At 44.4% G+C, this 13,898-nt stretch carries 11 protein-coding genes; all 11 read left to right on the top strand.

Going from position 1 to position 13,898, the window contains the following annotated elements; all coding sequences use genetic code 11:
- The first annotated feature begins 7 nt into the window (after positions 1–7).
- The 11 genes from AAC855_RS06880 to tssE all read left to right on the top strand — a co-directional run bounded on the left by AAC855_RS06880 (position 8) and on the right by tssE (position 13,888).
- The gene (locus AAC855_RS06880; protein ID WP_340608868.1) at positions 8–397 is read left to right on the top strand and encodes a DUF4150 domain-containing protein; all 390 of its coding nucleotides are present in this window, start codon (positions 8–10) and stop codon (positions 395–397) included.
- A gap of 144 nt (positions 398–541) precedes the next feature.
- Positions 542–1,030: a type VI secretion system lipoprotein TssJ gene (gene tssJ, locus AAC855_RS06875; protein ID WP_340608867.1), complete on the top strand. Its 489-nt coding sequence runs from the start codon at positions 542–544 to the stop codon at positions 1,028–1,030.
- A 13-nt stretch (positions 1,031–1,043) separates the two neighbouring features.
- Positions 1,044–2,399 carry a type VI secretion system baseplate subunit TssK gene (gene tssK / locus AAC855_RS06870; RefSeq protein WP_340608866.1) on the top strand — a complete coding sequence of 452 codons (1,356 nt, stop codon included), beginning with the start codon at positions 1,044–1,046 and terminating at the stop codon, positions 2,397–2,399.
- Between the two features lie 11 nt (positions 2,400–2,410).
- Entirely contained in the window at positions 2,411–3,640 is a 1,230-nt protein-coding gene (locus AAC855_RS06865) for a DotU family type VI secretion system protein (protein ID WP_340608943.1), read from the top strand.
- Positions 3,641–3,650: 10 nt separating this feature from the next.
- On the top strand, positions 3,651–7,343 hold the full coding sequence (gene tssM / locus AAC855_RS06860) for a type VI secretion system membrane subunit TssM (protein WP_340608865.1): 3,693 nt from the start codon (positions 3,651–3,653) through the stop codon (positions 7,341–7,343).
- Positions 7,344–7,348: 5 nt separating this feature from the next.
- Positions 7,349–8,467 carry a type VI secretion system protein TssA gene (gene tssA / locus AAC855_RS06855; protein ID WP_340608864.1) on the top strand — a complete coding sequence of 373 codons (1,119 nt, stop codon included), beginning with the start codon at positions 7,349–7,351 and terminating at the stop codon, positions 8,465–8,467.
- An 81-nt stretch (positions 8,468–8,548) separates the two neighbouring features.
- Positions 8,549–9,103, top strand: a complete 555-nt coding sequence (tssB, locus tag AAC855_RS06850) for a type VI secretion system contractile sheath small subunit (RefSeq protein WP_340608863.1) — start codon at positions 8,549–8,551, stop codon at positions 9,101–9,103.
- A gap of 3 nt (positions 9,104–9,106) precedes the next feature.
- Complete coding sequence (tssC, locus tag AAC855_RS06845; protein ID WP_340608862.1) at positions 9,107–10,609, top strand: type VI secretion system contractile sheath large subunit; 1,503 nt, start codon at positions 9,107–9,109, stop codon at positions 10,607–10,609.
- A gap of 157 nt (positions 10,610–10,766) precedes the next feature.
- Positions 10,767–11,261, top strand: coding sequence for an Hcp family type VI secretion system effector (locus tag AAC855_RS06840; protein ID WP_340608861.1), 495 nt, complete (start codon positions 10,767–10,769; stop codon positions 11,259–11,261).
- An 88-nt stretch (positions 11,262–11,349) separates the two neighbouring features.
- Positions 11,350–13,173, top strand: coding sequence for a type VI secretion system-associated FHA domain protein (locus AAC855_RS06835; RefSeq protein WP_340608860.1), 1,824 nt, complete (start codon positions 11,350–11,352; stop codon positions 13,171–13,173).
- A gap of 160 nt (positions 13,174–13,333) precedes the next feature.
- On the top strand, positions 13,334–13,888 hold the full coding sequence (gene tssE / locus AAC855_RS06830) for a type VI secretion system baseplate subunit TssE (protein ID WP_340608859.1): 555 nt from the start codon (positions 13,334–13,336) through the stop codon (positions 13,886–13,888).
- Positions 13,889–13,898 lie beyond the last annotated feature (10 nt).

The raw sequence follows: 13,898 nt of genomic DNA, 5'->3' as shown, positions 1-13,898 counted from the left end.
AGACACTATGTTTGCCAATACGCAAGCCGGGGGAATGGATCTGGCTGCACCTGATGTCTGTATGACTCCCCCTTTCTCAACACCTATACCGTATCCTAATATGGCTCAGGGACCTACCGGTATTACTAACGCCATGAACATCTTACTTGCGGGGACTCCGGCCCATAATCTGATGACAATCTATCCCATGACTACGGGCGATAACGCCGGAGTCTCTACCGGTGTGGCTTCCGGTACGGTAATGGGACCGGCACGGCATACATTAGGGGCGAATACTCTATTAATCAAAGGGGCTCCTGTGACGCGGCTAACCAGCATGTCAATGCAGAACTCAACTAACGCCGTCGGCTGTCGTATTACACCAAGCCAAACCAAGGTGCTGATTTTATCAGCCTGATATCCAACTTTTATTTTATTCCATACTGTCTATACTAAAATTATTAATAATTTATTAAATTTATTACCTTGTGTTTTGTGCTGAAAAAACGAAAGATTTTAATAAAAAACCGTATTTAATTAACTGCTGGGTGATAACTGCTGGATGGCGAAAAGAATTTTATTAACGTTTCTATTGATCATGGCAGGCTGCTCATCACAGCAGCCAGAAAAATTACCTCCTTACCAATTAGTTTTTAATATTGCACCCAATGTTAATGATTCAGCTCCACTGAAAATTGACGTTATGCTATTGAAATCAAAAGAAGAATTCATGTCGGCAGACTTTTTTTCACTTCAGGGCAACGCGAAAGCCGCGCTGAGTGATAAATTAGTGAATGAGGATCGGTTTTTTATCCTCCCTACCGAACATGTTCGTCATCTACTGGAACAAAATCAGCCAGAAATCCATTACATTGGAATTGTTGCCGAATACAGGCAATTAGATGGGAAGAAATGGCGTATTGCGCTTCCGGTACCGATACCAGAAAAGCCTCCGTTTTACAAATTCTGGCGTTCTGCACCTAACAAACTACAGGTGTGCATTAAAGTTACTGGCTCTGGTTTATCTCCTGACTTAACTTGTGCTGCATGAACTGAAGAAAATCATGAATAAATCTGAAAAAGTCATTTGGACAGAAGGGATGTTCTTACGCCCTCATCACTTTCAACAAGCTGAAAGCTATCTGGAAGCCTATGTCCGTGATTGGGGGAAATCCCAACTGCCTTATTATTGGGGGTTTCTGACGCTCGAACTGAATCAGGAATTTCTCAATCAGGGGAAAGTCATGCTTTCCTCTGCAAGCGGTATTTTCCCGGATGGTACCCCGTTCAGTTTTGATGGCGCTAACGCGCCAGAACCTTTACAACTTACTGAAAATCAGACCGATATTAATGTCATGCTGGCGCTTCCCCACTTTCGGCGGGGCAGAGAAGAAGTGATTTTCAGTGAACAGAAAAATTCGTTGGCGCGTTTCATCAGTTTTGAAACCGAAGTTAATGACTTTAACGCCATGTCAGTGGGCAGTGCTGCTTTGCAATTCGGCAGAATGCGCCTGCGTCTGATGTCGGAATCGGATTTAACACCAGAATGGACGGCATTGAAAATTGTTCATGTTGTGAATAGAACCAGTGATAATAAAATATACCTTGATCAACAGTTTATCCCTCCCCTGCTCAACTGTTATGCCAGCCCACAGGTAGCCGGATTTGTGACGGATATACAGGGATTACTGGAACAACGCCGCCAGCAGATAAGCCAGCGTTTATTACAGCTCGGACGACATAATGATTCAGAAATCATGGATTTTCTCTTACTGTCTCTGGTCAATCGCTACAGTGGTCAGGTAAACCACGCACACAATTTATCCTTATTGCATCCGGAAAGATTATTCAGCGAATGGCTGCAATTTGCTACCGAACTGGCGACATTCTCCCAAAACCGTGTTCCTGATGAAAATCTCCCTCTCTATGATCATGACAATCTGACCCTGAGCTTTAATCAGCTGATGTTCCACCTGCGTCAGGGGCTGTCTATCATTATGGAAGAACACGCTATTCAGTTACCACTCACCGAATACTCTCATGGTCTGAATATCGCCACACTACCTAATGCCAATATGGTGAATACCTTCAGCTTTATTCTGGCTATCCATGCTGAAGTCACCAATGAAACTTTAATGAGCCACTTTCCGGCTCAGATGAAAATTGCCCCTGTCGGGCGTATCCGTGAATTAGTGCAGTTGCAGTTACCCGGTATTCCAATACGGGCCTTGCCATCCGTGCCGAGACAAATTCCCTGGCACTCAGGATATGTTTATTTCGAACTAGAAAAAGAAGGTGATTTGTGGAAACAAATGGATAAAGCCGGTGGCTTTGCATTGCATCTGGCGGGTGAGTTTCCCGGTTTAAATATGGAGTTTTGGGCTGTCCGTGACCAGCCGAAACAGCCTAAACAAAGGTAACGACCCCTATGATGAGACAAGAAGCTCCTCATAATGATCAGATATGGCTTACTGATGATACCAGTGATAATCCATTGGTGGCTGCTGCCAATCCTCTACTTAATACGATCCCACAAATCCGGTATACCATCTCCCACCCGGCTCCCGTAGATTTACGGCAAAACCTGATCGATGAAATACGACGCTTTGAAGTCGCCTGTCAACAGGCAAACCAACCGTATGAAGTCATTATCGGAGCACGTTACTGTTTGTGCACAGCCTTAGACGAAGCGGCCGCACTGACACCGTGGGGGAGCCGTAGTGTCTGGTCAGGTAGTGGATTACTGGTCACGTTTCATAATGAAACCTGGGGCGGTGAAAAATTCTTTCAGCTTCTGGCTAAACTCTCACAAAACCCCAAAGAGAATTTATTTCTGCTGGAATTGATTAATTTTTGTCTCCAGCTCGGATTTGAAGGGCGCTACCGCATCATGGATAACGGTCGTTCTCAACTGGAAACACTGAAACAACGTCTGTACCAGTTGATCCATTCCATCCGGGGCAATCATCCGGCTGAGTTGTCACCTAATTTACAGTTGCTCAAAAAACCGAATAAAACCTGGAAACCTTTTTTACCCATGTGGGTGTGTCTGCTATTTCTGTGCTTTTTGGGTTGTATCCTGTATATCAACCTGAACTGGCGGCTGGGTAATGTCACTACCCCGGTTTTATCCTCTATTTATCAGACCAATCTGCCGAGTGTACCCGACAGACAAATATCACCGCCACCGCCCCCTCCTACGCCAGTAAAAGAGAAAAAGCTGAATCTGAAAAGCCAATTACAAGCTGAAATATCTGCCGGATTATTAACGGTATCGGTGAATGATAAGAATGTGATTACGCTGGAGGGTGATGGTGTATTCAGATCGGGATCATCCCGTATCAAGAAAAAATATTTATATGTTATCAAACGTATTGCGGAAGAGATGAATCACTACAAAGGTGAAATTATGGTGGCCGGATATACTGATAACGTGCCCATTTATTCATCATCTTTTTCATCTAATTACGCATTATCGCTGGCCAGAGCTAAGTCTGTCCAAAAAGAACTCCAGCGCTATCTGGACCAACCTAATCGCGTCAAAACAGAAGGAAAAGGTGCAAGCGACCCTCTGGTCCCCAATAACACCCCGGCTAACCGGGCTAAAAACAGACGAGTAGAAATCACGCTGTTAGTTTCTCCTGATGCTCAAATAAAGTGAGGAAACTAAGATGTTGAATGTGCTCCTTTCCATTATCACCAGCAGACTGACGTGGAGTTTTATCGGTATAACGATACTGGCTTGCATTATCGGTTTCTGGGGGCCCATTATTTCTGTTGGTGATGTCGTACCCTTTAAATCATCTACAATGCGGGTAAGCACCATTATCTTTCTTTACTGTTTTTGGGTTTTTAGTTTACTCGTACCTCACTTATATCGCACTTGGCTGAACAAAAAACTGGCTAATCAACTGAATATTATCAAAGGAAACGAATCAGAAAAGACTCAGGAAAAACAACAAAATGAACAGCACCTGTCTCTGTCAGAACGTTTTTCTGATGCTGTAAAATTATTGAGAAAAGCGTATTTTTCCGGCCTGAATGGTAAAAATAAACCCACCCTGAGAGGTTTTTTCAACCGCCAGCATCTGTACCAATTACCCTGGTATCTGGTCATCGGGGCACCGGGTTCAGGTAAGACAACCGCCGTCGCGAATTCCGGCCTGAATTTTCCACTATTAGATTATTTCGGCAGAGCTGCCCTGTACAGCATGCAGGATAGTCGTAGCTGTAATTGGTGGTTTACGACTAATGCCGTTCTGCTGGATACTGCCGGACGTTATACCATTCAGGATAACACGGCCAAAAAACCCAATTTCAGGGAATGGAAAACCTTTATCAATTTGTTGAAAAAATACCGCACACGCCAGCCTATTAATGGCGTGATCCTGACACTCAGTGTGGAAGATCTGCTGAATCCATCGACAGAAGACCGTGATAAACACGCCTATATGCTACGCAGGCGCTTATCGGAATTACATGAAAAATTTAAGATCCAGTTTCCGGTTTACCTCTTAATTACAAAAACCGACTTGTTAAAAGGCTTCACTGCCTATTTTGCGCACCTTGATAAAGCATCACGCGAACAAATTTGGGGGTTGACCTTTCCACAGAGCGAAAAAATGGATTGGAACATCAACGCCGTCTTTGACGAACAATATCGTCAATTACAACGAAGACTGGACGCTGAATTACCCTATATTCTGCTGAATGAATCCAATCCACGGCAGTCTGCTGAAAGTTATCTGTTTCCCCAAGAATTTGCTGCCCTGCATCCACATATTGCCCAGTATCTTGAAATCATTTTCGCCCGATCCGGCTTTGAAGCCCCCAGTTATCCCCGAGGACTTTATTTCACCAGCGGTAAACAGGAAGGAATTCCGTTTGATGATGTGATGGAAAAATTTAACCAAAATGTCCAGTTACCTACGGATAACAACAGTATTTCAATGTCATGGGGTAATGGTGAAGATAAAGGAATGCGCCATCCTTCTCAGGCCCACCAGCCGTATTTTCTGAAAAACTTACTGGAGGGCATTTTTCAGGAAGCCGGACTGGCCGGTTATAACCGTTGGTGGGTATACAAAAATCGTCTGGTTAACTGGTTAGGCTACATGACACTGATCGCGATCCTGATCGCGGTAACGAGCTTATTTCTGACCAGTTATCACAATAATGAAAATTATCTTGCTGAAATTCAGGCCAAAATGCCATCGATTATGAAATTGGGTAATGAACTGAAGCAAAACACGAATAATGCTAATGAAGCCAATAATATCTATAACTTATTACCGATGTTGAACACGCTGGCCAATCTGGCCCAAAGCCAGCATTTTTCGCTGGACGACCCGCCGATATCTTATCGCATGGGCTTGTACACGGGGGAAATGGTCGACAATGCGGGACATGACTTGTATACAAAAGCACTACAGTCATTGCTACTACCGCATGTAGCAAGACTTATCACCGATCAGCTACAACAGGTCGGTAATAATGATATCGATAAGACCTATACCACATTAAAGGCATATCAGATGTTATATCAACCCGCCCATTATGACGGTAAGTTCCTGCGGAACTGGGTTATGCAGTATCTGGAGGCACAATTAGCCCAAGATACGCCCGAAATACAATTCAAACAACTGAACTGGCACCTGGGCCAGCTATTAGATAACCAGCCAGTTACATCACCCTATGTCTATGATAGCTCACTGGTTGAAAGCAGGCAGGCGTTCATCAGCGGTACACCTCTTGCAATACGAATCTACGCCAGACTACAAAACACGCTGCTGAACAGCCCCGATTTAGCACCGGTTAATTTAGTTACCCTTGCCGGTCCACAGGCTGATCTGGCTTTTTCTCTTATCAATAATGGACCATTACCCAGTGGCATTCCGGGAATGTTTACGCCAGCCGGTTATCAAAACCTCATCAAAGATATGGAACCGTTGATTGCCACTTTCTATACACAAGACAATTGGGTGCTGGGTTCTTACGCCAAAAAACAGCCGATTAAACTGGTTGAACAATCTGTCCGGCAAATTTATGTTAATGACTATATTTATCAATGGGATAAATTTCTGGGTGATATTCGCTTAAACCATATTGATGACTTAACGCAACGGGCTAACACTGCACGCTTACTTTCTTCTTCGGTTTCACCTCTGCGTCTTCTGCTGGTCAATATCAGTAAAAATCTGACATTGCATGATCCGCTCAATAGTCTGGTGAATAAAGGTAAGAATATTGCAAAACTGGGTAGTTTAAGCAGCAGGACCAGTAATTTAGTCAATAAAGCCAATAGATTATCCAGTCTGGCTCCTCAACAACAGATATTACAGAATAACGGGCAGCCCTCGCCGGAAAATATTTTAGAGGTTCATTTTGAGCAAATTATCGATTTGGCGAAAAACCCGGACGGAAAAAACCCGCAAATACCTTTCGATGATATATTGAAAAAAATCGGTGAGTTATACCAATACCTGACTTCAGTGCAAAATGCGGTGAATTCCGGTTCGGCTTATCCCCCCAATGATATTATCACTCAGCTACAAACAGCATCAGAACGCCTGCCTGTGCCGTTCAGAGATATGATCACCTCACTGGCCATCGGTGCCAGCAGTGATGCACAAATCAGTGATATGCGAAGCGTCGGTAAACAGCTTAGCTCAGAAATCGGCGGGTTTTGTAACCAAGCCATCACTAATCGTTACCCGCTGATGCCTACGTCACATGTCGATATCAAACCAGATGATATGGCTCGCATGTTTGCCCCCGAAAAAGGCATGATGGACAGTTTTTACAAAAAAAACTTAGTGGGAAAAGTCGATACATCCCAGCCTCAATGGCGCTTTATGCCCGGTGTGGATGGCAAACCGTTGCCCGGAGGAGCAAGATTACTCCGGCCTTTCCAACAGGCTAAGATCATCAGTGATACATTCTTTGCGAACGGTACTCCTACACCGTCATTCACGGTCACGGTTCAACCGATCAGTATGGGTAACCAAATATTGAGTATGGTTCTGAATGTTGGAGGACAGCAGTTGCAGTACAGCCACGGTCCTCTGGTCTCACAGCTCATCAACTGGCCTGGCACTGCCGGGGTTAATCAAGCCAGTATTCAACTGAACTTAGTTGATGGCACAACGGCGACCTTGTCCGCTTCCGGCCCCTGGGCACTGAACCGATTGCTGGATAAAGCAAAACAAGTCTCGCATAGCAGCTCTACCCATCATGATGATTCAGCTCTACAGGCCACGTTTAATATCCAAGGTCATACTGTCGTGCTGGCATTTACACCCAGTAGTATTTTCAGTCCGTTTAAACTGCCTGCATTCTCCTGCCCGAATATGAAGAGCATATAAACGCCATGAGCAATGAAAACCGTGCGAATATCGATGCGTTACTTGCGCCAATAAACAGCGAGTCCCCTTGCGGAGAGAATCTCGAATACGATGATGATTTTCTGCTATTAGAACAAAGTCTCGTTGGCAAAACCGAGCAGCAGTTTGGTGATTTTCTCATCCCAGCGGAATCCCCTAATTGGCTGGAAGTAGAAAAACAGGCCACAAATCTACTACTAACCCGAACGAAAGATCTGCGTATTATCATCGCCCTGATGCATTCATGGGTAGAAGCACGGGGATTATCCGGCTATGCCGATGGTCTGGATCTTATTAAACAAACGCTGGAACGCTATTGGGATGAGGTGTGGCCAAAACTGGAGTTTGATGGTGATTACGATCCTTTATTCCGTCTGAATACACTGGCCGATATTGAGGACGGCTCTCCTCTCATCCTGAAAGTCCAGAATTCCATTCTGCTGAAAAACGTTTTGCAGGAGCTATCATTCCGTGATGTTTACTCACTGCTCGACGGGTCAATAACCGAAATTAGTGGCTATACAGGAGGACGCACACGTTTATTAAAGGAGTTAAAACAGCAATCGAGCAGTCCGGAAATATCAATACTCGTGGGTATTCGCGATCACATCACTACCCTGAACGAACTGATTCGCCGGCATTTACCCGACCACCACGCAATTGAATTTTCGCTGTTGTTAAAACACCTGAATACGGTCATTGAATTCAGCCTGTTAAAAACACCCTCCTCAGCAGAAGCACCAACTACTGATAGCAATAAAACCGCTCCGGCATCTGAATCAGTAAATAAACCGGTATCCACTTCAGTAAAAAATACGGTAATTCCCGCACCATCAGCTGACTTATCCTCATTCGACTGGTATGAAGTGGAAGCTCACAATCGCGAAGAAGTACGTATGCTGTTGGAAAAAGTGAAACTTTATTTCATTACACATGAGCCGAGCCACCCTGCTCCGATGATGATTGACCGCATTCAACAGCTCATTGATCGTAATTTTATCGACATAATTTCTAACCTTGCACCGGAAGGGTTACATCAGCTCGCCATCATTTTTGGCTATGCTGATAATTCCGGAACAAATACTGATACAGATGAGACCCATTAACCGCTTATAGCCTCACGTCAGAGACTCAACGAATTATTCACTCTCCCCTTAATCTATCTAGCCAGTATTGGAGAATTTGTCATGAAATCCAGCGGACAAAAATTTATAGCTCGAAATCGCGCTCCCCGTGTCCAGATTGAATACGATGTCGAGCTTTATGGCTCAGAAAAAGTGGTTCAATTGCCGTTTGTCATGGGGGTTATGGCTGATTTGGCCGGGAAATCCACAGAACCCCAGCCAGAGGTTTCTGATCGGAAATTTCTGGAAATCGATGTTGATAACTTTGACGAACGCATGAAGTCAATAAAACCCCGGGCTGCCTTTCAGGTTGATAACACCCTGACAGGGGATGGCAAACTGAATGTTGAACTGGTTTTTGAAAGAATGGAGGATTTTCAGCCAGATGCTATTGCTAAAAAGGTAGAGCCTTTGGCTAATCTGTTGGAAGCACGTACCCAACTGGCAAACCTGCTGTCTTATATGGATGGCAAAACGGGGGCAGAACAACTGATTGCCGAAATCCTGCAAAACCCAGCCCTGTTGAAATCACTGGCGGAAGCGCCAAAACCTGAAGACAGCATTTCATCTGAAGACAACACGCCAGAATCAGATGGAAACGCTGAAAATAAGGAGTAATTGATGAGCACGACCGAACAAGAAACCTTGTCTCAACATGAGCAGACGCCGAAAGAATACACGGCTGATGAGTTAAGTGTATTGCTCGGTAAGGAATTCCGCCCGCAAAGTGATCAGACCCGTAGTGCCGTTGAAAATGCGGTCAAAACACTGGCGCAGCAGGCACTGGAAAATACCGTGACGCTCTCTGGTGATACCTACCGTACCATCCAGTCACTGATTGCCGAAATTGATACCAAAATCTCACAGCAAATGAACCATATCCTGCACCATGAGGAGTTCCAGACACTGGAAGGCGCATGGCGGGGTCTGCATTATCTGATCAACAACACGGAAACGGATGAAATGCTGAAAATCCGTGTGATGTGTCTGTCCAAAAAAGAGCTCCGTAGCACCTTAAAACGCTTTAAGGGTATCAGCTGGGATCAAAGCCCGCTGTTTAAGAAAATCTATGAAGCGGAATATGGTCAATTTGGTGGTGAACCTTTCGGCTGTCTGGTGGGGGATTATTATTTTGACCACACTGCACCGGATGTGGAACTGTTGCGCGAGATTGCACAAATCAGCGCCTCAGCACACTGCCCGTTTATTTCCGGAGCCGCACCCAGTGTGATGCAGATGAGTTCCTGGCAGGAGCTGGCTAATCCCCGTGACCTGACAAAAATCTTCCAGAATACCGAATATGCCCCCTGGCGGAGTTTACGTGAATCAGAAGACGTTCGTTACATCGGATTAGCATTGCCGCGTTTTCTGTCCCGTTTACCGTATGGTGCGCAGACCAATCCCGTTGATAACTTCAATTTTGAAGAGAATACCGATGGGCCTACCCACGAAAATTATGCCTGGGCGAATGCAGCTTATGCGATGGCCGTTAATATCAACCGCTCCTTTAAGCTGTATGGCTGGTGTACCTCTATCCGTGGCGTCGAATCCGGCGGCATTGTAGAAAACCTGCCTTGTTATACATTCCCCTCTGATGACGGCGGCGTGGACATGAAATGCCCCACCGAAATTGCCATCAGTGACCGCCGTGAGGCGGAATTAGCCAAGAATGGCTTTATTCCGCTCCTGCATCGCAAAAACACCGATATGGCTGCCTTTATTGGTGCCCAGTCACTGCAAAAACCGGCGGAATATTATGATCCTGATGCAACAGCCAATGCCAACCTTTCGGCTCGTCTGCCCTATTTGTTCGCTTGCTGTCGCTTTGCTCATTATCTGAAATGTATCGTCCGTGACAAGATCGGGACATTTCAGGAGCGCAGCGATATGGAACGCTGGCTGAATGAGTGGATCATAAATTATGTCGATGGGGACCCAGTCAATTCATCACCGTTCACTAAGGCCAAAAAACCACTGGCCGCGGCAGAAATTCAGGTCGAAGAGATTGAGAGCAACCCGGGATATTATCAGGCTAAATTTTTCCTGCGGCCGCACTATCAATTAGAAGGCCTGACGGTTTCTCTGCGTCTGGTTTCAAAATTACCCTCACTAAAAGGAGCATGATACTAATCAATTATTTTTTAACACAAAATAGAATATCACTGCTTTAGTGATCTTTCTGTAGCAATCCCTCCTCTATATGTATCCCAATCAATGTCTATGGGATGCGAATGTTAAATACAACTCCTTCTTAAACTTAATTAAGATTAAGGCAAATATTATGTCTACTCGTCTTCCTATGCCCGATGCATATATTTTCTTCACTGATATTAAAGGCGAATCCGGTGATGAACAACATAAGGAATGGACTGCTGTCCATTCCTTTAAAATAGATTTAATGAATGAAATCAATAAATCTAATCAAGGGACTGGCTTGGGTGGAGGCATCGTTCAGGTCAGCGATCTCCATTTAAGTCTTCTGTTTGACAAATCATCCATAACCTTGCGTAAATACGTTACTTCAGGAAAACATATTAAGGAAGTTAAACTCCATGTTCGTCGGCAAGGCGGATCACAAGAGTCTTGGTATGAACTGACCCTTACACAAGCTATGGTTGCAGACGCCAGACTTGTGTACGGAGATGGCAATTTCTATTGTGACGTTCAACTTGCTTTCCAAAAACATAAAGAAAGCTACTTCCCACAAGATTTCCAAGGTAAAAAAGGTGCTGAAGTTACCTACACCTGGGATTCCTATGCTAATAAACTGGAATAATACCTCGTGGATTTTACTGATAACCTCCTTGAAACAAGGAGGTTATCCTCATCCACATTATCCTTATCAACAATAAGGATCCACGCTTATGCGATTCACCATTGTAAAAAACAACAGTACAAGCCAACCCACACAACTAAGTTATGATTTTTCTCCTCCGGGAGGAACTATCGGCCACTGTAAAGATAACAATTGGGTTTTGCCTGATGCCGAGCAGGGCATTGCCCGGGTTCAGGCTATTGTATCCATCAATACAGATGGCAAGTGTCGGATCACCAATCTGGGTTCTGCCACTGAGCTTTTGCTGAATACAATACCTGTAGCGCCGAATCGTCAGGTTGAAATCCGCGATGGTGACGTACTGAATATTGGTAGTTATCAGATTCAGGTCATTGATTCCTACAAAAATGCATTACTACAAGCTGACATTTCCGCAACCAATGCATCCTCTGAATCGGATAAACAAGGTATCCCCAACGAAGTCTGGGATGGCCTTGAACAAATTTTCACGAACCCTGATAGTTCGTCTTCCTCTGACAAGCATCAGGCATCATCGGATGAGGACGACCGTAACCCACTCTTTTCCTCCAGTCAACAAGAAAACGATGAGCGGAATCCGATCGATCCATTAGCAAAAATCAAAACAACTGCTGATCTGGAAACACTCCAGCGACGAGCGAAAGATCCGGTGACTATGTTCAATTCAGACCCCCTCTTCCGGCAGGAGGATATTCTTAATGACAATACGCCGACAACCTTATTTCAGAATGATAAAGAATATGAACTTAAGCTCAGTGATAAGGAAAGCGAAGTCGATCCATTGGCATTATTCTCTGACCACCCTGTTAAACATAAACAACATCCTAAAAATGAAGATCCTCTGGATTTAATGTTAGGCACTGCAACGCCACTAACATCGCCTGAGCAGCCTAAAATTGCCGAACCTAAATCCACTTCTGTCACACAATCGGCCTCTGATCATCATACACAATCAGAAGCTCACCCCTCTCCTTTAACTCCGCTCTTCACAACAGAAGATCTATCCAAAGAACTGAGTCAAGATTTAGTCACAAACCAGTTCGACACAGAAGCAGAAGAAACAGCGGGAAAAGATCTCTTCTTTTTTACCCCATTCAATAAGGAGACAGATAAAAATTATCAGACTGATATTAATCAGCAGATTAAACAACTTAATACACCACCACATATCAGTGATGATGACCCTATTTATGAGCGGCTGAATATCGACCCGGTCAGCGATAGCGCCGATGAACATGTCACAGAAGATGTCAAACTGGAAGGAAAATTACTGGCCGCTCTATTGGAAGGCATGGGACTCAAAAACCTTCGCCAGCCACATTTTGATGAACACCGTATGTACCAGTTAGGCCAGCTTATCAGCCAGTTATCTCAGGGACTTGTTGCACTCAATACGTCACGTACCCTACTGAAACGGGAAGCGGAGGCCGAAATAACCCAAATGTTATCGGATACTAATAATCCCTTTAAGTTATTACCTTCCGGTCAATCGGTACTGGTGCAGATGTTTGGTGATCATATGCCGGGATTTATGTCTATTGAGCAGGCCACCCGCGATATTTTAATTGAATTACAGGCACATCAACTGGGTATGATTGCCGGGATGCGAGCCATTACGGTCGATATTCTACAACTCTTCCATCCCACAATTCTTGAACAAAAAGCCCGGGACGAAGGGGGGATGCCGCGCTTGTCCTTATCTTCCACCTACAAAGCTTCATTGTGGGAGTTTCTGACGAAGCATTATCAAAAAACAGCCGAAGAATTTGAGCACAATTCCGGCCTGTTTGGTAAAAACTTCCTGTTAGCCTATGAAAACGAAGTGAATAACTATAAAAGTTCTCAGAAAAAAATAAAAACACAGGCTAGTTAAAACCATCAGTTCCTCAGAGATAAATACCCTATGAATTTCAGCTCATAACCTGAAAGACAGCGGGAGTACACCTTTCAGCCTATCAATCCTATTGCCCATAGTTATCTATTATCACGGCTAACTATCATCATTATCATTGCTAATAATAAGTAGGTCTCCCATGAATCATAATACGTCTTTGATACGTAGTAGTTATCGCCATCCGGGTAATACCAAACATATCACTGCCAGAGACAAAATGCAGCCTTCCCTGCTGGACAGGCTCACCGATAATGAACCCGATAAGAAAAAAGAAGCCAACAGTAATCATCTGATCTCCCATAGCGTATTACGCCGGAGTCTTCTGCGGGATTTACAGTGGTTACTCAATAGTATCAACAGCGAAGCCACACAGAATCTTTCCCCTTTCCCAGAAATCCGCCACTCCGTCTATAACTTTGGTCTGGCACCTCTGGCCGGTAAGCTCATGTCTGAAATCGAATGGGAGGATATCCAGCATAAAATCACTAAAGCAATACAAACCTTTGAACCCCGTATCATTTTGGACGGTCTTGAGGTCAATTGTGTTTCGGATACCGACTCCCTGACGTTATACAACAGATTATCCATCGAAATCAGAGGCTTTTTATGGTGTGTTCCCTGGCCAGTTGAATTCGTGTTTCACAGTGATGTTGACTTAGAAAATGGCTATTTCACGATTAAAGAAGCCGGGTAAGCCGGTAAAA

The organism is Xenorhabdus bharatensis, from assembly GCF_037996705.1.
Lineage (GTDB): Bacteria > Pseudomonadota > Gammaproteobacteria > Enterobacterales > Enterobacteriaceae > Xenorhabdus > Xenorhabdus bharatensis.
The sequence above is the reverse complement of the archived record's forward strand: the minus strand, read 5'-3'. Positions and strand labels throughout refer to the sequence as shown.